Consider the following 23,696-nt stretch of genomic DNA (forward strand, 5'->3'; position numbering starts at 1 on the left):
CTCCACGGTGGCCCTCGGGTCAGGGCCGGAGGATGACGGAAAGCAAGGTTTGTCGACAAGCCGAGAGCTGCCGGAAGGCAGCTCTCGTTCTGATTCTCAGATGTCTAGGTTTGCGACGCTGAGCGCGTTTTCCTGGATGAAGTCGCGGCGCGGTTCCACCTCGTCGCCCATCAGGCGGGCGAAGAGGCCATCGGCATCCGTCGCATCGGCCACCTTGACCTGCAGCAGCGAACGAACGTTCGGATCGAGCGTGGTTTCCCAGAGCTGCTCGGCGTTCATCTCGCCAAGGCCCTTGTAACGCTGCATGGAAAGCCCCTTGCGGCCGGCCGCGAAAACAGCGTCGAGCAGGGCACGCGGGCCGGTGATCTCGGTCTGGCCGTCCTTGCGGCGCAGGACCGGCGGCACCGTGTAGGTTTCCTTGAGGCGCGCCGAGAGCTGGTCGATATGGCGCGCATCGGAAGAACCGATCAGCGCCATGTCGATATGGGCGAATTCCTTGACGCCGCGCACCATGCGCTCGAAGCGAAGGCCCCCGTCGGTCGCGACGGCACCCGTCCAGCCACGCTCCGTCTCCTCGGCAATGAGGTCGAGGCGGCGGGCCACCTCCTCCGCCTTGGCGGCATAGGCCTCGCGATCGTGGCTGAGCTCGAGGTTCAAAGCGCCGGCAATCGCCGCCTGCTCGACGATGGCGCGGTTGTAGCGCGAATGCAGGCCGTCGAGCAGCGAACGCAGCCGCAAGGCGTCCTGGATCAATTCCAGGATGTCCTGGCCGGCGCGCACCTCGCCCGAGCTCAGTTCCAGCGCCGCATCGTCGAGGCCCGAACCGATCAGGTAGTCTTCCAGCGCCTTCTCGTTCTTCAGGTACTGGCTCGATTTGCCGCGCGCCACCTTATAGAGCGGCGGCTGGGCGATATAGAGATGGCCGCGCTCGATCAGCTCCGGCATCTGGCGGAAGAAGAAGGTGAGCAGCAGGGTGCGGATATGGGCGCCGTCGACGTCGGCGTCCGTCATGATGATGATCTTGTGGTAGCGCAGCTTGTCGGCATTGAATTCGTCCTTGCCGATCGACGTGCCGAGCGCGGTGATCAGCGTGCCGATTTCCTGGCTCGACAGCATCTTGTCGAAACGCGCGCGCTCGACGTTCAGGATTTTTCCGCGCAAGGGAAGGATCGCCTGGTTCTCGCGCGAACGGCCCTGCTTGGCCGAACCGCCGGCCGAATCGCCCTCGACGAGGAAGAGTTCGGACTTTGCGGGGTCCCGCTCGGAGCAATCCGCCAGCTTGCCGGGCAGCGAGGAGATGTCGAGCGCGCCCTTGCGCCGCGTCAGCTCGCGCGCCTTGCGCGCCGCCTCGCGGGCGGCGGCGGCTTCCACCACCTTGCCGATAAGGGTCTTCGCATCGGCCGGATGTTCTTCCAGCCAGATGCTCAGCGCTTCGTTGACAAGGCTTTCGACGACAGGGCGAACTTCCGAGGAAACCAGCTTGTCCTTGGTCTGCGAGGAGAATTTCGGGTCCGGTACCTTGACCGAAAGCACGGCGGTCAGGCCTTCGCGGCAGTCATCGCCCGTCAGCGAGACCTTCTCCTTTTTCATGATGCCGGAATTTTCGGCATAGGAAACGACCTGGCGGGTCAGCGCGCCGCGAAAGCCGGCCATATGCGTGCCGCCGTCGCGCTGCGGGATGTTGTTCGTGAAGCAGAGCACGTTCTCGTGATAGCTGTCGTTCCACCACATCGCGACTTCGACGGTGATCCCGTCCTTCTCGCCGCGGATGGCGATCGGCTTGTCGACGAGCGGTTTCTTCGAGCGGTCCAGATAGGTAACGAAGGCTTCGAGGCCGCCCTCGTACATCAGCTCGTCCTGCTTGATGTCCGAATGGCGGCGGTCGGTGAGAAGGATGCGCACGCCGGAATTCAGGAAAGCGAGCTCGCGCAGGCGGTGCTCCAGCGTCGAATAGTTGAACTCGATGTTGGAGAAGGTTTCCGATGACGGCAGGAAGGTCACTTCCGTGCCGGTTTCGTCGCCGCATTCGCCGGTCACGGTCAGCGGACCATCGGCAACGCCGTGGGTGAAGCTCATCTCGTGGATCTTGCCGCCGCGGCGGATCTTCAGCTTCAGCGAGACGGAGAGCGCGTTGACCACCGAAACGCCGACGCCGTGCAGACCCCCGGAGACCTTGTAGGAATTCTGGTCGAACTTGCCGCCGGCATGCAGCTGAGTCATGATGACCTCGGCGGCGGAGACGCCCTCTTCCTTGTGAATGTCGGTCGGAATGCCGCGGCCGTTGTCGGTCACCGTCACGGAGCCGTCCGGATTGAGCGTGACCGTCACGATGTCCGCATGGCCGGCCAGAGCCTCGTCGATCGCGTTGTCGACAACCTCGTAGACCATGTGATGCAGGCCCGAACCGTCATCGGTATCGCCGATATACATGCCGGGGCGCTTGCGTACGGCATCAAGCCCCTTCAGGACCTTGATCGAATCTGCGCCATACTCGGCCGGGCCGTTTTCGGTCTCGGGTGTGTCAGTCATTCAAAAGTCTTTCCAGAGTTCTCGCGAAAGGCGGGGCGGGAAAGCAGGCGAATCACGGCTTTCCGCATTCCATGAATATAAGGATTTTGCCCCGAAGTTCCAAACCAGAGAGCCTGCAAACACGGCAGAATTCAGGGGATCAACCGGGTTTTACCCGGGAATTGCATGCTTTTTCGAGGATGCCGGCAAGACGGCGCACCGTCTCGGGCGGCAGGCTGCGGATTTCGGCCGAAAGCCGGTTGGCGAAGGCGGTGTATTCCGGCGGCAGGCCGGCCGTGTCGACCACGACGCGCGGGTCGGAAATCTGGGCGATGCGGAAGAGTTCCTCGGCTTCGTCCCAGATGACGTTGAAATAGCCGGCGACGCGCTGGAGAAAATCGAAGCTCGGCATGCCCCGCTTCCCATGCTCCAGCGCAGAAAGATAGGCGGGGCTGACGCCCAACGCCTTCGCCATCTCCTTCTGCGAGACGCCCTTGCGCTGGCGCAGGTGCCGCACGGCCTTGCCGAAAGGCGTCGTCATCGCTTTTCCCCCGGCTGGCGCGCAAGGCGCACATAGAGCGCGCCCTCGCCGCCGTGGTTGCGCGCCGCGGGCTCGTAAGAGGAGATCAGCGGCCTGAATTCCGGCAGCGAGAACCAGAGCGGCACCGCCCGCTTCAGCGCCCCGTCGCTGCCGAGCGAAGTGCCCTTGCCCGTGATGACCAGGACGTGGCGCAAACCCCGCTCATGCGCCTTGATGAGGAAGCCGAGCAGCAAGCCGTGCGCCTCGCTCTGGATCATGCCGTGCAGATCGATGCGCGCCTCCAGCGGCAGGCGGCCCTTGGCGATCTTGCGCTTGACGGGGCGCTCCAGCGGATGATGGCGGGTCTCCTTGCCACGGCCCATGGTGAGCGCGATATCCTGCGCGGGCTTGCCGGCCTTTGCCGACTTCGGCGCCGGTTCGGCCGCCTTCCGCTCTTCGGCCTTCTCGGCGAGGGCCGCCTCGAATTCCGTCAAGGCGTCGAGCTTGCCCGGCAGCGGTCGCGTGCTGCGCGCCACCTTGCCCCAGAGGATGCGGTCCTCGCTCGAAAGCGCCTTATCCTTCGGCATGGAGGTAGCGCTCCGCCGCTGCCCTGGGAATGAGGATATGGAAGGTCGCGGCATTGCGGACATGGCCCGCCAGCGCGCCCGCGGCATCGCCCGAGCCCGTGAAGATATCGCCCCGCGCCGGACCGACGATCGCCGTTCCCGTATCGAGCGCCAGCATCAGGCGGCGGAAGGGTTTTCCCCCATCAATATGGGTGAGGCTGTCGCTCGAAATGAAGAAGGGAAGGCCGAAAGTGTGGATCAGCCGATCCACCGCCAGCGAACGGCCGGCGACCAGCGGCACCTTGGCGGCAGCGATCGGCCCGAGCGACGCATCGTCCACCGGCGCTTCCTTGAAGAAGATGAAGGAACGGTTGTGCCAGAGCACATCGTCTGCCTGGTCCTCATGGCGTGCCAGCCAGTCGCGGATGGCGGCCATGGAGACGGTGGCGGCATCGATCTCGCCGCGATCGATCAGCAGCTTGCCGATGGCCGAGAAGGGATGGCCGCTCTTGGCCGCATAGGTTACGCGCCTGACCGAACCATCCGGATAGACGAGGCGCGCCGCGCCCTGCACATGGGCGAAGAACACGTCGACCCTGGAGCGGGCATAGGCGATTTCCAGCCCGCGGCCCTTCAGGCAGCCGCGTTCGATCTCGCCGCGGTCCGGATGCTCGACGATGGCTCCGTTCCTCTGCAGCCCGAAGGCATAGCCTTGCGGAAAGCCGGGCGGACGGTTGCCGTCGTCGACGTCGACCAGATCGTCGGGCCGGCGGTAGAAGGGATAACGGTACTCCGCATCCGGCTCGGCCTTCACGGCCACTTCCGGCTCGTAGAACGCGGTGACGAAGCCGGCGGAGCCATCCGTCCTCTCGATGAGGAAGGGCATGCAATGCGCCTCGAAGAAGGCCCGAACCGCGGCTGCGCCCTGCGGCTTCTCATCCGCCGCCGCGTCCAGAAGCGTCAAGAGCTCGCCGGCGGTGATGCCGAGCGAGCCCGTCTTGTAGGGTTTGACGGTGCGGATGTGTTCGCGACAGCGGCCCATGGCTGCCAGCAAGGGCGTCGGATCATCCTCACTCCAGCCGGGAAGCGCCGAAAACCGGGCCGGAACAAGGCGATAATCCATGGGCGGCCTCGCTCAGCCTTCCGACTCGGTCGCGATCAGCTTCCAGTTCGGGTCGCGCGAGCGGATGTCGCGGGCGAAGGTCCACAGGTCGTTGACCTCGGCCACCGTGTCCGCATCGCCCTCGATCAGCGTGCCGGCCTTGTCGTAGGTGGCGGAGATCAGCTGGCTGACGATACGGACCGTCACGTTCGCCTCGCTGTCCTTGACCTCGGCGCCGACGATATCGGCCTTCTCGATGCCGACGAAGCTGGAGCGGACGACCTCGCCCTTGCTCTCGCGCTCCGAGATGGCGGCGTCGAAGCCTTCATAGACTTCGCGGGACAGGAGGTTCTTCAGGGTCTTGCGGTCGCCATCGGCAAAAGCGACGACGATCATCTCGTAGGCCATGCGGGCGCCGCCCACGAATTCCTTCGGGTTGAAGGAAGGGTCGGCCTTGACGAGCGCGCGCAGCTGATCGTTGAGCGGCGTGCCGGGCGCGGCGAAAGCATCGACGGACGCGTAAGGGCTTTCCTCCTCGTCGGAGTCCCGCCGCGGCAGCGTGACGACCTTTCCGCGATCGGCCGAATCGGTCTCTCCGACGCTCTCGCGCTTGGAATAGGGATCGAAGGGCGGGCGCTCGCTGCCGGTACGCCGGCCAAGCACACTGCGCAATTGCAGGAAGATGACCACCGCAGCCACGAGAAAGAAAATCGTTACAAAGTCGAATGAGCCCATTATCGATCCGCAGCCCGGTTCCTGTTTTTTGTTCCTTTCCCATATAGTCCGCAAAGACGGATCATTCAAATGGCGATGACGTGAATGCGGCGAAGGCACGCGGAACCGCCGGCGGTATCGAGCCTCAACAATCTGTGCGACACTGAAACCATGATGAGATTCCTCGTTCCCCTCTTCGTCCTCCTGCTGCCGCTGGCGGAAATCGCCTGCTTCATCCTCGTCGGGCGGCGGATCGGGCTGCTTGCGACACTGTCTCTGGTCGTGCTTTCCGCGGTGGCGGGCATCGTGCTGATGCGCATCCAGGGTTTCGGCGTGCTTGCCCGGCTGCGGCAGGCGGGCCAGGAGGGCCGCGCGCCCGGCAAGGAACTGCTCGATGCGGCGATGATCCTCATTGCCGGCATCCTCCTGCTGATCCCCGGCTTCCTCACCGACCTTGTCGGCCTTGCGCTGTTTCTTCCGCCCGTCCGCAACTTTCTTTGGAACCGGCTGATGCGTAATGTGGTTGTGGTCGATATCGGCGGCATGCGGCCGGGCCGGCGGCCGCAAACCGGGCCGCAACGCACCATCGATCTCGACGAAGACGACTTCCATCGCGACGACCGGCCATGAGGGCCCGAGGGTTGTAAGCCCCCGGCCGAAATGCTAGATGGCCTGACTTTCCAGAGTCCCCGAGGATACTTCCATGACCGACGCAACCACCCAGAACAACGGCGCGAGCCCTTCGCTCACCATCCTGGCGCAATATGTGAAGGACTTCTCCTTCGAAAACCCGGGTGCACCGCGGTCGCTCCAGGCCCGTGACAAGGCGCCGGCGATCAACATCAGCGTCAACGTCAATGCCAACCCGCTCGCCGAAACGGACTTCGACGTCATCCTGTCGCTGAACGCCGAGGCCAAGGACGGCGACAAGGTCCTCTTCAATGCCGAGCTCGCCTATGGCGGCGTCTTCCGCATCACGGGCTTCCCCCAGGAGCACATGCTGCCGGTCCTCTTCATCGAGTGCCCGCGCCTGCTCTTCCCCTTCGCCCGCCAGATCATCGCCGATGCGACCCGCAACGGCGGCTTCCCGCCGCTGATGATCGACCCGATCGATTTCGCCCAGATGTTCGCCCAGCGCATGGCCGAAGAGCAGGTCAAGGCCAAGGTCCAGGCAAACTGAGCCGATAGCGGACTTTAACGAACGACGCCCGGCCACCTGGTGGCCGGGCGTTTTCGTTTCGCATCTCCGCTTCGAACCGGATTCAGGCGCCGTATTTCGCCCAGATCGCCTTGGCGCCGATCTTTTCCACCATGGCGGCATGGACGGCACGGTCCTCCTCGGAGAGCCGGGGCGCGAGCGGCCGCGGCCGCTCGCCAAGCGGTTCGATGACCTCGTCCTCCACTTCCACCAGGGTCTTCCGGCCCGTTTCGGCCGTGCCGAGGCCGAGCGCGGCCTGCCGTCCGCCGATCATCTCGATATAGACTTCAGCGAGAAGCTCGGAGTCGAGGAGCGCGCCGTGCTTCGTGCGGTGGGAGTTGTCGATACCGTAACGCCGGCACAGCGCATCGAGCGAATTCGGCCCCATCGGATGCTTGCGGCGGGCGAGCGCCAGCGTATCCGTCACCCGCTCCGGCGCGATCGGCGGCAGCCCGAGCCTCTCGAACTCGGCATTGATGAAGCCCATGTCGAAGTTGGCGTTGTGCGCCACCCAGCGGGCGTCGCCGAAGAAGCCCAGAATTTCGTCGGCGACCTCGGCGAAGGGGCGCTTGTCCTTCAGGAACTCATCCGTGATGCCGTGTATGGCGAGCGCGTCCGGGTGCACCTTGCGGTCGCCCGGATTGATGAAGATGTGCAGGGTACGCCCGGTCGGGAAGTGGTTCTCCAGTTCCACGCCGCCGATTTCGATGACACGGTCGAGCTTGTTGTCGAGGCCGGTCGTTTCCGTATCGAAGATGATCTCGCGCATCAGTCCCGTCGTCCCTTCAAGGTTTCAATCACCTCTTCCACCTGTTTGCGCGCCGCTTCAAGCCCCTTGCCCGTATCGATGACGAAATCGGCCCGCCGCCGCTTTTCCGCATCGGGCATCTGGCGCGCCAGGATGAGCCGCAGTTTCTCTTCCGTCATGCCCGGCCGCGCGAGCACGCGCTGTCTCTGCACCTCCGGATCGCAGGTGACGACCACCACCTTGTCCACCCGCGACTCGCCGCCGGTTTCATAGAGCAGCGGAATATCGAGCAGCACCAGCAGCGATCCGTTCTGCCGCTCGGCATCGAGAAAAGCCTTTTCGCGCGCCCTGACGAGCGGATGGATGATCGCTTCCAGTTCCGCGAACCGCTCCGGGGATTTCGCAAGGACAGCCGAAAGCGCCTTGCGGTCTATGACGCCGTCGCCGAGCGCTTCGGGAAAACGCTCCGCCACCGGCGCAACAGCTTCTCCCCGGTAGAGGTCATGCACCGTCGCGTCGGCATCATGCACCGGCACGCCGAGATCGTGGAACATGGCGGCGGTCGTCGACTTCCCCGTCCCGATCGATCCGGTAAGGCCGAGCACGATCATCAGCGGGCCTCCATGTCGGCAAGAATGCGCCGGCGCAGGTCCGCATCGACCGTCGGCTGCTTGCCGAACCACTTCTCAAAACCGGGCACCGCCTGATGGAGCAGCATGCCGAGACCGTCGACCGTGGCAAGGCCCTGCTCCGCCGCCTGGCGGAGGATCGGCGTGACAAGCGGCACATAGACGATGTCCGTCACCACCGCGCCGCCGGCAAGCGGGGAGAAGTCGAAGTCCGGCGCCGGCTCGCCGTCCATGCCGAGCGAGGTGGTGTTGACGAAGAGCCCCGCCCCTTTCGACACCTCGGAGAGCGCGTCCATCGGATGGGCATGGACCTTCGGCCCGAACCGGTCGGACAGCTCCTGCGCCCGTCCGATCGTGCGGTTCACCACATGGATTTCGCCGACACCCCGGTCGCGCACGGCCTGGATGACCGCCCGGCTCGCGCCCCCTGCCCCGAGGATGACGGCGCGATCCGTCCTGTCCCAACCCGGAGCGGCCGCATCGAGATTGGCAAGGAAGCCATATCCGTCGGTGTTGGTGGCGCACAGACGGCCGTCTTCCAGCCAGAGCGTGTTCGATGCGCCGAGCTCCTCGCTGAGCGGATCCGGCCTGTCGGCCAGCTTGAAGGCCGTTTCCTTGTGCGGAAGGGTGACATTGCCGCCGACAAAGCCGGATTCCCCCCTCTTGAGCCGTGAAATGAAGCCGGCAAAATCTTCGGGCGCAACCTCTTGCCGCGTATAGGCGCCCGGCAATTCCAGCTTTTCAAGCCAATAGCCGTGGATCAGCGGCGAGCGCGAGTGCTTGACCGGATAGCCGGTAACGAAAGCGCTGGGAACGAGTGTTTCACGTGAATCATGCATCGATGGCACCGAGGTCGCGAAGTTTAGCCAGCAGCGGAAGGAGCGGAAGGCCGAGTATGGTGAAATAGTCGCCCTCGATCCGTTCGAAGAGCTGCACGCCTTCCCCTTCGAGCTGGTAGGCGCCGACGCTCGCCAATACCCGCGTTCCGACCCGGGCGAGATGGCGGTCGATGAACGCCTCCGAAAGCGGCCGCATCGTGAGGCGGGCGATCGAAACATGCTTCCAGAGCGTTTCCCCGTCGCGCACCAGCGCGATGCCGCAATTGAGCGCATGGGTACGCCCGGCCATGGCCGTCAGGTGCGATTTCGCCTCGGCCATGTCGGCGGGCTTGTGAAACACGCGGCCGTCGAGCGAAAGCGTCTGATCCGAGCCGATGACGATGGCGCCGGGATTGCGCCCCGCGACCTCCCGCGCCTTCTCGATCGCCAATGCCTCGGCGACCTCCGGCGGCGTCGGATCGCTTGCGGCAAGGGCCGCTTCCGCGGCACGTTCATCGATCCGTGCCGCCTGGGCTTCGAACACCAGGCCCGCATTTTCCATCAGCATGCGGCGAAAAGGGCTTTGCGAGGCGAGGATCAGCGGCGGCGTCATCGAAATCTCCTATTCCCTTTCCGCGTTAACGGAGCTTGGGCCGAAGAGCAACGATGGCAGCGGCCGTTTCCTCGATCGAGCGGCGCGTCACATCGATGATCGGCCAGTTGTTGCGCGAGCAGATGGCGCGGGCATATTTCAGCTCCTCGGAAATCTGTGCCCGGTCGATGTAGTCGTCCCCGCGGAAATCCTGCGTCTGCCCGAGCACCCGGTTCTGCCGCACCTGGGCGATCCGGTCGGTCGTCGCGATCAGCCCGACGATCAGCGGCTTCGTCGCTGCCGCCAGCCGTTCCGGTAGCGGCATGCCGAGCACGATCGGCACGTTGGCGGTCTTGATGCCGCGATTGGCCAGATAGATGCTGGTGGGTGTCTTGGAGGTGCGGCTGATGCCGACGAGGATGACATCCGCCTCGTCGAGATCGGCCGGCAACTGCCCGTCGTCATGGTCCATCGTGAAATTCAGCGCATCGATGCGCGCGAAGTAATCCGCATTCATCACATGCTGCGCACCGACGCGGCGCCGCGACGGCGCGCCGAGATAGGACTGGAACAGGTCGATCACCGGTTCGAGCACGGAGACGCAGGGCACGCCCATCTCCCGGCAGCGCTGGTCGATGATTTCCGAGAGTTCGCGGTCGACGACCGTATAGAGCACGATGCCCGGCGCGCCATCGATGGCATCGAGCACGGGCATCAATTGCTTGCGATTGCGGATGAGCGGATAGACGTGTTCGAGCGCCTGGGAGGACTGGAACTGCGCCGCCGCCGCACGCCCCGCCGCAATCAGCGTCTCGCCCGTGGAGTCCGAAATGAGGTGCAGATGGAAGTAGTTTTTGGTGCTTTCCACAATATCCTCCGCCCCCTGTTGATGGCCCGGGACAAGCGTGAGCTAAGAACGGCACCGGGGCGGTGGCAAGAGGATAAGTGGCCGTTTGTCCACAATCGCCGAGCGGCTGGAAACGGATTCGGCACCGATGTGGACAAGACTCACGGACATGGCAAAGTGTCGCGCTTATCCACAGGCCATCCACATGAAGATGCTTTTACCAACATCGGTAAGCGTTTTGATTCCAAAAGCAAAATCCGGTTTTCCCTGTTTTTCGCGTAAAAGCAGGAGATACCATCCGCGTTTTCCGGCGCATATGCATCTCCACCGGGATTTTGTGGAGAGGATTTAATCCTTGATAGTCACCGACTCTAAGAAATAGAAACCTCTTCAAAAGAGATTATTTCTTTATTGGGAGAGCCCGCGGTGTCTGCGAAAAACCGAAAGATCGTCGATGTCCTGAACGGGAAGACGGTTTCTCCCCCTCCCCTCTGGCTGATGCGCCAGGCTGGACGATACCTGCCGGAATACAGGGCAACGCGCGCGGAGGCCGGAAGTTTCCTCGATCTCTGTTATTCGCCGGAGCTGGCGACGGAAGTCACGCTCCAGCCGATCCGCCGTTACGGTTTCGATGCGGCGATCCTCTTTTCCGACATCCTGGTCATTCCCGATGCGCTGAAGCGCAATGTCCGCTTTGAGGAAGGACATGGCCCCCGGCTCGATCCGATCGATGCGGAGGGAATCCGGGCCTTGGACGGGAATGGTGTTCAAGACCATCTCCGGCCGGTCATAGAGACGGTCGGTCGTATCCGCCGGGCCTTGCCGGAGGAAACCGCGCTGCTCGGCTTCTGCGGCGCGCCCTGGACGGTCGCCACCTACATGATCGCCGGCCACGGCACGCCGGACCAGGCTCCGGCGCGCCTGTTCGCCTACAGGGAACCGGCCGCCTTCGCGCACCTGCTCGATGTGCTCGCCGATCTTTCCGCCGATTACCTGGTCGCGCAGATCGACGCCGGCGCCGATGCGGTACAGATCTTCGATTCCTGGGCGGGCGTTCTCGGCGAGAAGGAGTTTGCCGATTATGCGGTGCGTCCCGTGCGACGAATCATCGATTCAGTCAAGAGCCGCCGCCCTCAGGCCAAGGTTATCGCCTTCGCCAAGGGGGCGGGCCTGCTTCTGAGATCCTACCGGGAGGAGACGCGCGCGGACGCCATCGGCCTCGACTGGTCGGTGCCGCTTTCCTTCGCGGCCGAGCTGCAGAAGGAGGGCCCGGTGCAGGGCAATCTCGATCCGATGCGCGTGGTTGCCGGCGGCAAGGCGCTCGATGACGGGGTCGACGCGATCCTGCAGGCGCTGGGCAACGGCCCGCTGATCTTCAACCTCGGCCACGGCATCACGCCGCAGGCCGATCCGGAAAACGTCACGCGTCTCGTGGCGCGCGTGCGTGGAGAAAGACAGTGAGCGAAAGGCAGGCAGGCGAAGGTGCCGGACGGCGGGCGCGGCTGCGCGCGGCGATCGCGCTTTCCGTCTTCGCCCTTCTTGCCCTTCTCCTCATCCTGCATCCGCCGGACGACCTTTATCTCTGGATAAAGGCGCTGCACATCATCGCCGTCATCTCCTGGATGGCGGGCCTGCTCTATCTGCCGCGGCTCTTCGTCTACCACACGGATGCGCCCGTGGGTTCCGCCCAGTCGGAGACCTTCAAGGTGATGGAGCAACGGCTGTACGGCACGATCATGCAGCCCGCGATGGGCCTCTCCTGGCTGCTCGGCCTCTATCTCGCCTGGTCGGTCTACGGTTTTCAGGGCGGCTGGCTTCACGCCAAGCTCGCCTTCGTCGTTCTCCTGACGGGCGTGCATCACTATTACGGCCGGGCCGTGAAGGCCTTTGCCGAAGACCGCAACAGAAAAACCGGCCGGCAATGGCGCGTCTGGAACGAGGCGCCGGCACTCCTGATGGTCCTCATCGTCGTCATGGTCGTGGTCAAGCCGTTTTGATCTGCCGCGACAAATCGGACGAAATTGAAAGGCCCCCTTGCGAGGCGGCACCGGAACCGCTATTTTCCGCGCATCTCATCTTTCGTGGCATGTGTCTTCGTTCAGTGAGCTGCACAAAACCCCGCAGTTCGTCCCTGACCCGCACGCCTTTTTCCATCCCGATGACACCCAGCATGGACCATTCATGGCCGAAATGAAGCTACAAGACCTCAAGAACAAGACTCCGACCGACCTCCTCGCCTTTGCCGAATCGCTCGAGGTCGAGAACGCGAGCACGATGCGCAAGCAGGAATTGATGTTTGCCATCCTGAAGATGCTGGCGGCGCAGGACGTCGAAATCATCGGCGAAGGTGTCGTGGAAGTGTTGCAGGACGGCTTCGGCTTCCTGCGCTCGGCCAATGCGAACTACCTGCCGGGGCCGGACGACATCTACATCTCGCCATCGCAGATCCGCCGCTTCTCGCTGAAGACCGGCGACACGGTGGAAGGCCCCATCCGCGGGCCCAAGGAAGGCGAGCGCTACTTCGCCCTTCTCAAGGTCAACACGATCAACTTCGACGATCCGGAGAAGATCCGCCACAAGGTGCACTTCGACAACCTGACGCCGCTCTATCCGAACGAGCGCTTCAAGATGGAGCTCGACGTTCCGACCTCGAAGGATCTTTCCCCGCGCGTCATCGATCTCGTAGCCCCGCTCGGCAAGGGCCAGCGCGCCCTGATCGTCGCGCCGCCGCGCACGGGCAAGACGGTTCTCCTGCAGAACATCGCCCACTCGATCACGGCGAACCATCCGGAATGTTATCTCATCGTCCTCCTGATCGACGAGCGTCCGGAGGAAGTGACGGACATGCAGCGTTCGGTGAAGGGCGAGGTCGTCTCCTCGACCTTCGACGAACCGGCGACCCGGCACGTGCAGGTCGCCGAAATGGTCATCGAGAAGGCCAAGCGCCTCGTCGAGCACGGCCGCGACGTCGTCATCCTGCTCGATTCGATCACCCGTCTCGGCCGCGCCTACAACACAGTGGTTCCGTCCTCCGGCAAGGTCCTGACCGGCGGTGTCGACGCGAACGCCCTGCAGCGCCCGAAGCGCTTTTTCGGCGCCGCGCGCAATATCGAAGAAGGCGGCTCGCTGACGATCATCGCGACGGCGCTCATCGATACCGGAAGCCGCATGGACGAAGTGATTTTCGAGGAATTCAAGGGCACCGGCAATTCGGAAGTCCATCTGGACCGGAAGGTGGCCGACAAGCGCATCTACCCGGCGATGGACATTCTCAAGTCCGGCACGCGCAAGGAAGACCTGCTCGTTCCCCGTCAGGATCTTCAGAAGATCTTCGTTCTTCGCCGCATCCTCGCTCCTATGGGCACGACCGATGCGATCGAGTTCCTGATCGACAAGCTGAAGCAGACCAAGAACAACAGCGATTTCTTCGATTCGATGAACACCTGATCGCAAGGCGGTCGTCATGGTCGGGGGTTAGCGCTGACCGTCGATAAGCGGAGCGATTTTGCCAAAAACTAAGTGGTCCTGCTCAGGCGGGGCCATTTTCTTTGAAGAATGATCGATTCTCAACCGAAACGAAGACGACCGATTCGTATCCGGAATATTCTACGATGAAGGCTGCGGACACCATCTTTGCCCTTTCAAGCGGCGGTCTTCCCTCCGGCGTCGCTGTGGTTCGCGTGAGCGGGCCTGGAAGCCGGACCGCAATTGCCTCGTTGTGCGGCCGCGTGCCGGCTCCGCGGCGAGCCTCGCTCATGTCGATTCGGAATCGCAACGGTGAGAAGCTCGATGAAGGGGTCATCCTGTTCTTCCCCGGTCCCAGTTCTTTTACCGGAGAAGATTGCGCCGAGTTCCAGATTCATGGCGGCCGTGCGACAGTGAAGGCGGCTTTGGCTACTTTAAGTGGCATCCATGGCTTGCGCCCGGCGGAGGCGGGCGAGTTTTCCCGGCGGGCCTTTCTCAACGGGCGGATGGACCTGGTTGAGGTCGAAGGCCTTGCCGATCTGATTGCGGCCGAGACCGAAATGCAGCGTCGTTTGGCGGCCGAGCAGGCCTCGGGCGGGCTGTCCCGGCTTTACGATTCGTGGGCGAAACGATTGACCCATGCGCGAGCGATGATCGAGGCCGAGCTGGATTTTGCTGACGAGGATGATGTTCCGGGCTCTGTTGCATCCTCGATCTGGAGTGATATGCGGCTGCTCGAGCAGGAAATCCTTAACCATCTTTCTGGAATGCGCATCGGCGAGATCGTACGGGATGGCTTGAAGGTGGTTATTGCCGGCCCGCCCAATGCCGGCAAGTCCAGCCTGCTGAACTACCTTGCAAAGCGGGACGTCGCTATCGTCACGGATGTGCCCGGCACGACGCGTGACGTCCTGCATGTCGATCTCGACCTGGCCGGTTTTGCCGTTCGGCTCTACGATACGGCGGGCCTGCGGGAAACGAACGATATTGTGGAGCGCGAGGGTATCCGCCGAACCCAGCTTTCCATGGCGGAAGCGCATCTCCTATTGGTGTTGTCCGAGGATCCCGATCCGGACTGGCAGGCGCTTATGGGAGATCACGATGGACCGGTCCTTCGTGTCCGGACGAAAGCGGACAAGATCGAAACACCTTGGCGGGCCGGCACTGCGGATGTGACAATTTCCGTCAAACATGGTAGTGGCATGGAGCAGCTCCTCGATGCCATCGGTCGTCATCTTCCCGATATTGAGGCGGGGAGCGCTTTGGCGCTGCCGACCCGTCAGCGGCATGCGTTGAATCTCACCGTTGCTCGGCAGGAGATTTTGCTGGCTCTTGAGGTGGAGGCAGCGGGACTGGATATCCAGGCGGAACATCTTCGCTTGGCGGGACAGGCTCTCGGTCGGGTGACGGGACGCGTCGATGTGGAACATCTTCTCGACGTCATTTTTTCCGAATTTTGCATAGGCAAATGATTCACGTGAAACATGCAACGTACACGAGTCAGGTCGAGCGTTTCACGTGAAACAGGCAGGTACGATATGACAGGCATGAACAGTTACGACGTGGTGGTGATCGGCGGTGGCCATGCCGGGGTCGAAGCCGCATCTGCGGCTGCCCGTTTGGGCACCCGCACGGCACTGGTGACTCACAAGGCGTCGACAATCGGCGTGATGTCGTGCAACCCCGCCATTGGCGGTCTGGGCAAGGGGCACCTCGTTCGTGAGGTCGATGCTTTGGACGGGCTCATGGGTCGGGTTGCCGATCGGGCTGGGATTCAATTCCGCTTGCTGAATCGCCGTAAAGGGCCTGCAGTCAGAGGGCCACGGACGCAAGCCGACCGAAAACTCTATCGGGAAGCGATGCAGGCAGAGCTGGCGACGATCGCGAATCTCGATATCGTTGAAGGGGACGCCTTCGACCTCCGTTTCGACGGCGGACGGCTTGATGCGGTTATTATGAAAGATGGCCGTCATTTATCCTGTCGCGCCGTGGTGGTCACCACAGGTACGTTCTTGCGGGGCCTGATCCATATCGGAACCGAAAAGATTCCGGCGGGACGGGTTGGGGAAGAACCGTCCATCGGCTTGTCAAGAACGTTCGAGCACCTCGGGCTCAGGCTTGGACGCCTGAAGACGGGGACGCCGGCGCGGCTGGACGGCCGCTCCATCGATTGGGACAGCATCGGCCGGCAGGCAGCGGACGAGGACCCCGTTCCGTTTTCCTTCATGACGGATCGTGTCACAACGCCGCAAATCGAATGCGGCGTCACGCGCACGACCCCGGCAACGCATCGCATAATCGAAGAGAATATCGGCAAGTCGGCGATGTATTCGGGCCAGATCGAAGGGGTTGGCCCGCGCTACTGCCCGTCCATCGAAGACAAGATCGTGAGGTTCGGGGAACGTGACGGGCACCAGATTTTCCTGGAGCCGGAGGGTCTGGAGGACCACACGGTCTATCCGAATGGAATTTCGACCTCCCTTCCCGCCGATGTGCAGGAGGCCTTCATCCGGACCATCCCGGGTTTGGAGCGCGTGACGATCCTGCAGCCTGGATATGCCATCGAATATGACCATGTCGATCCCCGGGAGCTTTCGGCAACGCTGGAGGTGAAGTGCCAGCCAGGTCTTTTCCTTGCCGGCCAGATCAATGGAACGACCGGCTATGAGGAGGCAGCGGCCCAGGGTCTTGTCGCCGGCCTGAACGCGGCGCGCCACGCTGCCGGTCAGCAGGGACATGTCTTCAGCCGAACGGATAGCTATATCGGTGTCATGATCGACGATCTGACGTCGCGCGGCGTGACGGAGCCCTACCGCATGTTCACCTCGCGCGCCGAGTATCGGCTTTCTCTGCGGGCGGACAATGCGGATGTGCGCCTGACGCCGCTTGGCATCCAGCTTGGCCTTGTGGCGTCGGAGCGTCGGGCGCGTTTCGCGCAATGGTCAGGAGAGATGGACGTTGCGCGCGAACGGCTTCGTTCGCTGAAGCTTTCTCCGAACGAAGCGGCCGCCCAAGGCATTCGGATCAATCAGGATGGTGTGCGCCGCAGCGCCTATGATCTTCTTGCCTATCCGGATGTCGACTATGCGCGGTTGGCAGCGGTCTGGCCCGCGGAGCTCGGTGGATTTTCTCCGCGTGTTCGCGAGGCAATCGAGATCGAAGCGGGATATGCGGTCTACATGAATCGTCAGGAAGCGGATATTGCCGAGGCCCGCCGTGAGGAGGAGCGCTGCATTCCGCAGGGCTTCGATTTCACTGCGCTTCCCGGCCTATCCCTGGAACTCCGCCAGAAGTTGACCGCAGCGCGACCGTCCAACCTCGCCCAGGCGGCGCGTGTGGACGGCATGACGCCCGCGGCGCTGACCCTTCTGCTTGCGCATCTCAAGCGCTCGTCGTTTGATGAGACTAGCCGGACCGCAAACGGATGAACGTCCTTTCCCCTGATCTGAATGGTCTCGATGTTTCACGTGAAACTGTGGAGAGGCTGAACACCTTCGTCGCGCTTTTTCAGAAATGGGCGAAGGCGATCAACCTTGTCGCCCCCTCCACCCTTTCTGCGGCATGGAACCGCCATGTCGTCGATAGTGTCCAGATCTATGCCCTCTATCCCGGTCCTCACACCTGGATCGACTTGGGCAGCGGTGGCGGCTTCCCCGGCATCGTCACGGGCATCCTTCTCGCGGAAACGGGGGGAGGCTGGGTTCATCTTGTGGAAAGCAACAACAAGAAGGCTGCCTTCCTGCGAACCGCCATCCTGGAAACCGGCGCGCGCGCGTCGGTGCACGCGATTCGGATCGAGGATGCGCCGGCGGCCATTGAAAAGTGTGATGCCATTTCAGCCCGCGCGCTTGCGGATCTCGATCTTTTGCTGGATTTCGGCCTGCCTTGGGCGGAGCGTAACCCGGAGCTGCGCTTTTTCCTGCACAAAGGCCGGGATTATCAGCGGGAGATCGATAAAGCGCTTGGTCGGTGGAGATTCGATCTGGTAAAACATGCTAGTATCGTCGAGCCGGACTCCGTTGTGCTCGAACTGTCAAACCTTTCGCGAAAACCTCAGTGACTGGCGGCGTCCATGATAGGCGAAAAGAACCGGATCATTACCATAGCGAACCAAAAAGGCGGCGTCGGCAAGACGACAACCGCTATCAACCTGGCCACCGCGCTTGCCGCAATCGGCGAGCGTGTCCTGATCGTCGATCTTGATCCGCAGGGAAATGCCAGCACGGGGCTGGGAATAGACCGCCGCAACCGCGAGCTATCATCCTACGATCTTTTGATCGGCAGCCACAGCGTTGCCGAAACGGCGCTTGAAACGGCGGTTCCGAACCTCTCGATCATCCCTTCGACGATGGATCTGCTGGGCATCGAAATGGAGATCGCGCAGCACAATGATCGGGTCTTTCGGCTGAAGCGCGCCCTCGCAGCCGCCGATGCGCTGTCTTACTCTTACGTGCTGGTCGATTGCCCGCCATCGTTCAATCTTTTGACAATGAATGCACTTGCCGCAGCTCATTCGGTTCTCGTGCCCTTGCAGTGCGAATTCTTTGCGCTCGAGGGCCTCAGCCAGCTGCTGGAAACGGTCGACCAGGTACGCCGGACCGTCAATCCGCGGCTCGACATCCAGGGCATCGTGCTCACCATGTTCGACTCGCGCAACAACCTGGCGCAGCAGGTCGTCAATGACGTGCGCCTGCACCTCGGCGAGAAGGTCTATCACACGCTTATTCCGCGCAATGTGCGCGTTTCGGAAGCGCCGTCCTATGGCAAACCCGCCATTCTCTACGATCTCAAATGCGCCGGAAGCCAGGCCTATCTTCAACTCGCCTCCGAGGTGATCCAGCGTGAAAGGCAGCGGAAAGCTGCCTGATTCTGTAGCCGTGAGTAGAACCGATGAATGAAGACAACTCCAAGCGGCGCCTTGGCCGCGGCCTTGCTGCCCTGATCGGGGAAATGGACCAGCTGCCGGCAGCCGATATCGGCAGCCGGCCGACGGTCAATCCGGACCGGCTGGTGCCGATCGAGTTCGTCGGCCGCAATCCGCGCAACCCGCGCCGCTACTTCGACGAATCGGAGTTGCAGGATCTCGCCTCATCCATCCGCCAGCACGGTATCGTTCAGCCGGTCGTCGTGCGCACCATCGCCGACAACCGTTATGAAATCATCGCCGGGGAACGGCGCTGGCGCGCCGCGCAGCTTGCCGGACTTACGGAGATTCCGGTCATCATTCGGGATGTGGACGACCGCACGGCGCTGGAAATCGCCATCGTGGAAAACGTCCAGCGGTCCGATCTCAATCCGCTGGAAGAGGCGATGGGTTATGAGCTGCTGATCGCCGACCACGGTTACACGCAGAACGATCTCGGCGAAATCATCGGCAAGAGCCGCAGCCATGTGGCCAACAGCCTTCGCCTGCTGAAACTGCCGGAACCGGTGCGCGAGATGCTAGCGTCCGGAACGCTCTCCGCCGGCCACGCACGGGCCCTCATCCCGACTTCGGATCCGGTCGCGCTGGCGAAGACGATCGTGGCGAAGGGCTTGTCGGTGCGCGATGCGGAACGCATTGCCCAGAACGATATCAAGGCGCAAAGCAATCCAAATCACGGCCAGGCCGCGCCGCACAAGGAAGAGAAGGACGCCGACACGCTGGCGCTTGAGCGCACCTTGTCGGATGTCCTCGGTCTCGACGTGACGGTCAACCACAAGGGTAGCGGCGGCCATCTCAAGATTGCTTACAAGACGCTGGAGCAGCTTGAGGAAATCTGCCGGCTTCTCGAACGCCGGTAATCTTATTTAGCCGGATTCACCGGCGAGCGGATTGAAGCACGGTTGCCAGCATGGTCTGCATAGCGATCGTATCCTCCAGCGCCGGGCGTTGCCGGCTCTGCAGGATGGCCGCCTGTAGGCGCTGGGTTTCCCGGCGAATGGCGGGACTTGTCCAGGTTCTCAGTGCATTCTCGATGATCGGCTTGCGGCGGAAGTGAAGGTGGCGACCGAGCGTCGCCATGACTTGCGCCGCGGGCATACGTTTCTCATCCATTTCGGCACGCATTAGCTCCAGGAGCTGGAATTGCCGCAGGCAGCCCTGCAGCACGAGGAAAACCGGTGTCTTGGACGACATGATCTTCTGGATGGCATGCAGAAAGCCGTCCCGGTCCCCCTTGAGAATGGCATCGATGGCGTCGTCGGTGGAGATCGCGCTGGCGTCGCCGACGATCTCTTCCACATCCTGCTCCTCGATCAGCTGCTTGCCGCGGCAGTAGAGCGCCAGCTTGCGCACCTCGTTGCGCGAAGCAAGGCGATCGCCGCCGATCGTCTCCACGAGGCGTTCGCGCGCATCCGGCGATATCCTGAGACCTTCGGCAGCAAGCTCCTGGTCGATCAGCGCCTGCAAGGCGCGGCCGTCATCGGCATAGCAGGCAATGGCCACGGCTTGCGGCGCGGATTCGGCCGCCTTGCGGAGCGCGGCCCCTTTTTTCAGATCGCCGGCTTCGATGATGAGTGTGGAGGGGCCGGCAGGCATGCCCGCGAGCATATCGAGCGCATCGGAAACGCCCTTCTCGCTGCCGGCGTTGCGGATCCAGACAAGGCGATCCCCGCCGAAAAGGCCGATGGCGTTCATCTCGTCGATCAGCCGGCCCGGCTGGCTGCCGATGTCGCCGGCTTCGAGCTTCACGACCGAAAAGGCATCGTCGAGATCGACGCCGCTGGCGGCTGCAAGCGCGGCGGCGCGCTCGGAAACAAGCCCCCGATCAGGGCCATAGACGAGAAAGAGGCGCACGGGCAGAGGCTTCCGTTTCACGAAAGCATCGAATTCGTGCGACTTGACCTCTGCCATAGCCGGCTCAGCGACGGCTGAGCGCCGATGCGACATCCGCGCGGATCAGCTCCGCAACTTCGCGGGCGGCCCGGTTTTCCGCATCGCGTATCGCGCGAAGCTTTGCGAATTCCTGGGCCGGAAAGTCGACCATGGCCGCCGCGGTGCGCTTGCCGGACGCCAGCGTTTCGCCGGAGTCCGATTGGGTAAGGTTGTAATCCGCCGAAACGATGACCCGGCCAGCGCGCATCGTATCCGTCGAGACGTCGTTCAGCACGCCGACGACCCGCACGCTTACGTCCATTTCAAGATGATAGGTCGCGTTCTGCGGTTCGCCGGCGCCGCCAGTGAAGAGGAAGATCAGGTCGTTGCGGACCTGCTGTTCCACGCGATCGCCCGCTTCGGAGATGGAGACCGAGGCGATCTTGCCTTCCGTGCCGCTCGGGGTGGAATAAAGCGGGCGCACCTGGCAACCGGCGAGCGCGCCGGCAAGAGCAATGCCGGCAAGCGCTTTGACAAGCCGCGAGAGGCCGGTTCCGTCAGACAACAACATTCACGATCCTCTGCGGTACGACGATGATCTTCTTGGGATGCTGGCCGCCCAGCACGGCCTGGACCGCTTCGAGCGCGAGCACGGCCTCTTCGACCGCACTCTGGTCTGCGTCGCGGGCGATTGTCAAATCCGCGCGCTTCTTGCCGTTGATCTGCACCGGCAACGTTATCTCGTTCTCGGCGACGAGGCGTTCCTCGTAGACCGGCCATGCGGACGTGGCAACGAGGCCCTCGCCGCCGATCTCGCGCCAGCATTCTTCCGAAAGATGCGGCGTCATGGGCGCCACGATGCGCACCAGGATCTCGACGGCCTCACGCAGCGCCGAGGCGAGCTCGGGCGACGCCTTGCCGCTCGCGGCCAGCGTCAGCGGCGCGGCCAGGGCGTTGACGAATTCGTAGATGCGGGCAACGGCCTTGTTGAAGGCGAGCTTGTCGTAGTCGGTCTGCACGGCCTTCAGCGTCTTGTGCGCGACCTGAGAAACGGCGAGCGCGTCGCCTTCCGTGCCCGGGCGGCTTTCGACGGCCTTCAGCGCCGGCGCGGCTTCCGCGACGAGACGCCAGACGCGCTGGATGAAGCGGTGTGCGCCTTCGACGCCGGCTTCCGACCAGATGACATCACGGTCCGGCGGAGAATCGGAGAGCACGAAGAAGCGCGCGGTATCGGCACCGTAGGAGGCGATGATGTCGTCCGGGTCTACGACATTCTTCTTCGACTTCGACATCTTCTCGATCGAGCCGATGGCGATTTCTTCGCCGGATTCGAGGTGAACCGCGCGGCGCTTGCCGTCAACTTCCTCGATGCGGATCTCGGCGGGTGTGACCCACTCGCGCCTGGCCCCTTCGCCGCGGCTGTAGGTTTCGTGCACCACCATGCCCTGGGTGAAGAGGCCCTTGAACGGCTCCTTGAGGTCGAGATGGCCCGAGACCTGCATAGCGCGGGTGAAGAAGCGCGAATAGAGCAGGTGCAGGATCGCGTGCTCGATGCCGCCGATATACTGGTCGACCGGCAGCCAGGCATTGGCGGCGGCCGGGTCCGTCGGATCGTTCTCCCAAGGTGCGGTGAAGCGTGCGAAATACCAGGACGAATCGACGAAAGTGTCCATCGTGTCCGTTTCCCGCCGGGCGTTTCCGCCGCATTCCGGGCAGGCGACGTGCTTCCATGTCGGATGGTGGTCGAGCGGGTTGCCTGGCTTTTCGAAGGACAGGTCGTGCGGCAGTTCGACCGGTAACTGCTCGACGGGCACGGGCACCGCACCACAGGTCTCGCAATAGATCACCGGTATCGGCGCGCCCCAGCATCTCTGGCGCGAGATCAGCCAGTCGCGCAGGCGGAACTGTACCTTGCGCACCGCCTGCGGGCGGCCGTCGAGATCGGCCGCTTCGAGGCGCCTGGCCACCTCGTCGAAGGCCGCGTCCGGCGTCATGCCATCGAGGAAGCGCGAATTGATCATCACGCCGTCGTCGGTATAGGCTTCCTCGCCGATGCTGAACGTCGCCGCGTCCTCGCCCTTGGGCAGGACGACGGGCGTAACCTTGAGGCCGTATTTGTTGGCGAAATCGAGGTCGCGCTGGTCATGCGCCGGGCAGCCGAACACCGCGCCCGTGCCATAGTCCATCAGCACGAAATTGGCGACGTAAAGCGGCAGCTCCCAGTCCGGGTCGAACGGATGCTTCACCCTGACGCCGGTGTCGACCCCCTTCTTCTCGGCGGTTTCGAGCGCGGCCAGCGACGTGCCGTGGTGATGGCATTCGTCGATGAAGTCCGTCAGCGCCTCATTGCCTTCCGCCAGCTTCTTCGCCAGCGGATGATCGGCGGATATGGCGACGAAGGACGCGCCGAACAGCGTGTCGGGCCGCGTCGTATAGACCTCGACTTCCGAAAAGCCCTCCGGCGCGGTTTTCCCGTCGAGCGCGAAGCGGACCTGCAGGCCTTCCGACCTGCCGATCCAGTTCTTCTGCATCAGGCGGACCTTTTCCGGCCACTGGTCGAGCGTATCGAGACCTGCCAGCAGGTCTTCGCTGAAATCGGTGATCCTGAAGAACCATTGCGTGAGGTCGCGCTGCTCGACCGGCGCGCCCGAGCGCCAGCCCTTGCCGTCGATGACCTGTTCGTTGGCGAGCACGGTCATGTCGACCGGGTCCCAGTTGACCTTGGCCGGTCTGCGCTCGGCAAGGCCCGCCTTCCAGAAGTCGAGGAACATCTTCTGCTGGTGTTTGTAATAGGACGGATCGCAGGTGGCGAACTCACGCGACCAGTCCCATGACAGGCCCATGGTCTTCAACTGGCCCTTCATCGTGGCGATGTTGGCGTAGGTCCAGTCGCGCGGGTTGACCTTGTTGTCACGCGCGGCGTTCTCGGCCGGCAGGCCGAAGGCGTCCCAGCCGATCGGATGCAGCACGTTGAAGCCCCTGGCGCGCTTGTAGCGCGCCACGACGTCGCCCAGCGTGTAGTTGCGCACATGGCCCATGTGGATGCGGCCCGAGGGATAGGGGAACATCTCGAGGACGTAGTACTTCTCGCGCGGGTCGTCGTTCTTCGTGAGAAAGACGTTCTCCTCGTTCCATTTTGCCTGCCAGCGGGGTTCGGCATCGCGCGGATTGTAGCGTTCGGTGGCCATGTCTT

General features: G+C 63.0%; 24 protein-coding genes. 11 read left to right on the forward strand and 13 right to left on the reverse strand.

Going from position 1 to position 23,696, the window contains the following annotated elements:
• Positions 1–96: 96 nt before the first annotated feature.
• The 5 genes from gyrB to ACIIOY_RS18935 form a co-directional block, all read right to left on the reverse strand.
• The gene (gene gyrB, locus ACIIOY_RS18915) at positions 97–2,529 is read right to left on the reverse strand and encodes a DNA topoisomerase (ATP-hydrolyzing) subunit B (protein ID WP_411036225.1); all 2,433 of its coding nucleotides are present in this window, start codon (positions 2,527–2,529) and stop codon (positions 97–99) included.
• A gap of 139 nt (positions 2,530–2,668) precedes the next feature.
• Positions 2,669–3,049, reverse strand: a complete 381-nt coding sequence (locus ACIIOY_RS18920; protein WP_411036226.1) for a helix-turn-helix domain-containing protein — start codon at positions 3,047–3,049, stop codon at positions 2,669–2,671.
• Complete coding sequence (locus ACIIOY_RS18925) at positions 3,046–3,615, reverse strand: Smr/MutS family protein (RefSeq protein ID WP_411036227.1); 570 nt, start codon at positions 3,613–3,615, stop codon at positions 3,046–3,048. Before ACIIOY_RS18925 ends, ACIIOY_RS18920 begins: the two co-directional genes overlap by 4 nt.
• The gene (mltA, locus tag ACIIOY_RS18930; protein WP_411036228.1) at positions 3,602–4,717 is read right to left on the reverse strand and encodes a murein transglycosylase A; all 1,116 of its coding nucleotides are present in this window, start codon (positions 4,715–4,717) and stop codon (positions 3,602–3,604) included. Before mltA ends, ACIIOY_RS18925 begins: the two co-directional genes overlap by 14 nt.
• A gap of 12 nt (positions 4,718–4,729) precedes the next feature.
• A complete protein-coding gene (locus ACIIOY_RS18935; protein ID WP_411036229.1) occupies positions 4,730–5,431 on the reverse strand; it encodes a Tim44/TimA family putative adaptor protein in 702 nt (233 codons plus the stop codon).
• 150 nt (positions 5,432–5,581) lie between these two features.
• Between ACIIOY_RS18935 and ACIIOY_RS18940 the strand changes: the two genes are divergently transcribed.
• A complete protein-coding gene (locus ACIIOY_RS18940; protein ID WP_411036230.1) occupies positions 5,582–6,040 on the forward strand; it encodes an FxsA family protein in 459 nt (152 codons plus the stop codon).
• A gap of 73 nt (positions 6,041–6,113) precedes the next feature.
• A complete protein-coding gene (gene secB / locus ACIIOY_RS18945; RefSeq protein ID WP_411036231.1) occupies positions 6,114–6,590 on the forward strand; it encodes a protein-export chaperone SecB in 477 nt (158 codons plus the stop codon).
• 82 nt (positions 6,591–6,672) lie between these two features.
• Here secB and dnaQ read toward each other — a convergent pair whose 3' ends face one another.
• Genes dnaQ through ACIIOY_RS18970 form a run of 5 tightly spaced genes read right to left on the reverse strand, consistent with a single transcriptional unit; the run spans position 6,673 to position 10,263 of the window.
• Positions 6,673–7,377 carry a DNA polymerase III subunit epsilon gene (gene dnaQ / locus ACIIOY_RS18950; RefSeq protein WP_411036232.1) on the reverse strand — a complete coding sequence of 235 codons (705 nt, stop codon included), beginning with the start codon at positions 7,375–7,377 and terminating at the stop codon, positions 6,673–6,675.
• Positions 7,377–7,967, reverse strand: coding sequence for a dephospho-CoA kinase (coaE, locus tag ACIIOY_RS18955; protein ID WP_411036233.1), 591 nt, complete (start codon positions 7,965–7,967; stop codon positions 7,377–7,379). Before coaE ends, dnaQ begins: the two co-directional genes overlap by 1 nt.
• Positions 7,967–8,824, reverse strand: a complete 858-nt coding sequence (locus ACIIOY_RS18960; RefSeq protein ID WP_411036234.1) for a shikimate dehydrogenase — start codon at positions 8,822–8,824, stop codon at positions 7,967–7,969. Before ACIIOY_RS18960 ends, coaE begins: the two co-directional genes overlap by 1 nt.
• The gene (locus tag ACIIOY_RS18965) at positions 8,817–9,416 is read right to left on the reverse strand and encodes a Maf-like protein (RefSeq protein ID WP_411036235.1); all 600 of its coding nucleotides are present in this window, start codon (positions 9,414–9,416) and stop codon (positions 8,817–8,819) included. The genes ACIIOY_RS18960 and ACIIOY_RS18965 overlap by 8 nt, the downstream gene beginning before the upstream one ends.
• A 25-nt stretch (positions 9,417–9,441) precedes the next feature.
• Positions 9,442–10,263: a pyruvate, water dikinase regulatory protein gene (locus tag ACIIOY_RS18970; protein WP_411036236.1), complete on the reverse strand. Its 822-nt coding sequence runs from the start codon at positions 10,261–10,263 to the stop codon at positions 9,442–9,444.
• Between ACIIOY_RS18970 and ACIIOY_RS18975 the strand changes: the two genes are divergently transcribed.
• The 9 genes from ACIIOY_RS18975 to ACIIOY_RS19015 all read left to right on the forward strand — a co-directional run bounded on the left by ACIIOY_RS18975 (position 10,237) and on the right by ACIIOY_RS19015 (position 19,491).
• Positions 10,237–10,524, forward strand: coding sequence for a hypothetical protein (locus ACIIOY_RS18975; RefSeq protein ID WP_411036237.1), 288 nt, complete (start codon positions 10,237–10,239; stop codon positions 10,522–10,524). The two genes, ACIIOY_RS18970 and ACIIOY_RS18975, sit on opposite strands and share 27 nt — an antisense overlap.
• 144 nt (positions 10,525–10,668) lie before the next feature.
• Positions 10,669–11,703, forward strand: a complete 1,035-nt coding sequence (gene hemE, locus ACIIOY_RS18980; RefSeq protein WP_411036238.1) for a uroporphyrinogen decarboxylase — start codon at positions 10,669–10,671, stop codon at positions 11,701–11,703.
• Positions 11,700–12,239, forward strand: a complete 540-nt coding sequence (gene hemJ, locus ACIIOY_RS18985; RefSeq protein WP_411036239.1) for a protoporphyrinogen oxidase HemJ — start codon at positions 11,700–11,702, stop codon at positions 12,237–12,239. Before hemE ends, hemJ begins: the two co-directional genes overlap by 4 nt.
• A gap of 184 nt (positions 12,240–12,423) precedes the next feature.
• The gene (gene rho / locus ACIIOY_RS18990; protein ID WP_411036240.1) at positions 12,424–13,689 is read left to right on the forward strand and encodes a transcription termination factor Rho; all 1,266 of its coding nucleotides are present in this window, start codon (positions 12,424–12,426) and stop codon (positions 13,687–13,689) included.
• Between the two features lie 164 nt (positions 13,690–13,853).
• Positions 13,854–15,179 carry a tRNA uridine-5-carboxymethylaminomethyl(34) synthesis GTPase MnmE gene (gene mnmE, locus ACIIOY_RS18995; protein WP_411036241.1) on the forward strand — a complete coding sequence of 442 codons (1,326 nt, stop codon included), beginning with the start codon at positions 13,854–13,856 and terminating at the stop codon, positions 15,177–15,179.
• Positions 15,180–15,254: 75 nt separating this feature from the next.
• Complete coding sequence (gene mnmG, locus ACIIOY_RS19000; RefSeq protein ID WP_411036242.1) at positions 15,255–17,135, forward strand: tRNA uridine-5-carboxymethylaminomethyl(34) synthesis enzyme MnmG; 1,881 nt, start codon at positions 15,255–15,257, stop codon at positions 17,133–17,135.
• A complete protein-coding gene (rsmG, locus tag ACIIOY_RS19005) occupies positions 17,132–17,767 on the forward strand; it encodes a 16S rRNA (guanine(527)-N(7))-methyltransferase RsmG (protein ID WP_411036243.1) in 636 nt (211 codons plus the stop codon). Before mnmG ends, rsmG begins: the two co-directional genes overlap by 4 nt.
• A 12-nt stretch (positions 17,768–17,779) precedes the next feature.
• Positions 17,780–18,574, forward strand: a complete 795-nt coding sequence (locus tag ACIIOY_RS19010) for a ParA family protein (protein WP_411036244.1) — start codon at positions 17,780–17,782, stop codon at positions 18,572–18,574.
• Between the two features lie 23 nt (positions 18,575–18,597).
• Entirely contained in the window at positions 18,598–19,491 is an 894-nt protein-coding gene (locus ACIIOY_RS19015; RefSeq protein ID WP_411036245.1) for a ParB/RepB/Spo0J family partition protein, read from the forward strand.
• 16 nt (positions 19,492–19,507) lie between these two features.
• Here the strand turns inward: ACIIOY_RS19015 and holA are convergent, their stop codons facing one another.
• From holA to leuS, 3 genes are read right to left on the reverse strand one after another with little or no spacing between them, the layout of a single operon-like run.
• Entirely contained in the window at positions 19,508–20,542 is a 1,035-nt protein-coding gene (gene holA, locus ACIIOY_RS19020) for a DNA polymerase III subunit delta (RefSeq protein ID WP_411036295.1), read from the reverse strand.
• 7 nt (positions 20,543–20,549) lie between these two features.
• Complete coding sequence (lptE, locus tag ACIIOY_RS19025; RefSeq protein ID WP_411036246.1) at positions 20,550–21,074, reverse strand: LPS assembly lipoprotein LptE; 525 nt, start codon at positions 21,072–21,074, stop codon at positions 20,550–20,552.
• On the reverse strand, positions 21,061–23,691 hold the full coding sequence (leuS, locus tag ACIIOY_RS19030; protein ID WP_411036247.1) for a leucine--tRNA ligase: 2,631 nt from the start codon (positions 23,689–23,691) through the stop codon (positions 21,061–21,063). The genes lptE and leuS overlap by 14 nt, the downstream gene beginning before the upstream one ends.
• Between the last annotated feature and the right edge of the window lie 5 nt (positions 23,692–23,696).

The sequence above is a fragment of the Shinella agrisoli genome (assembly GCF_046557955.1).
Lineage (GTDB): Bacteria > Pseudomonadota > Alphaproteobacteria > Rhizobiales > Rhizobiaceae > Shinella.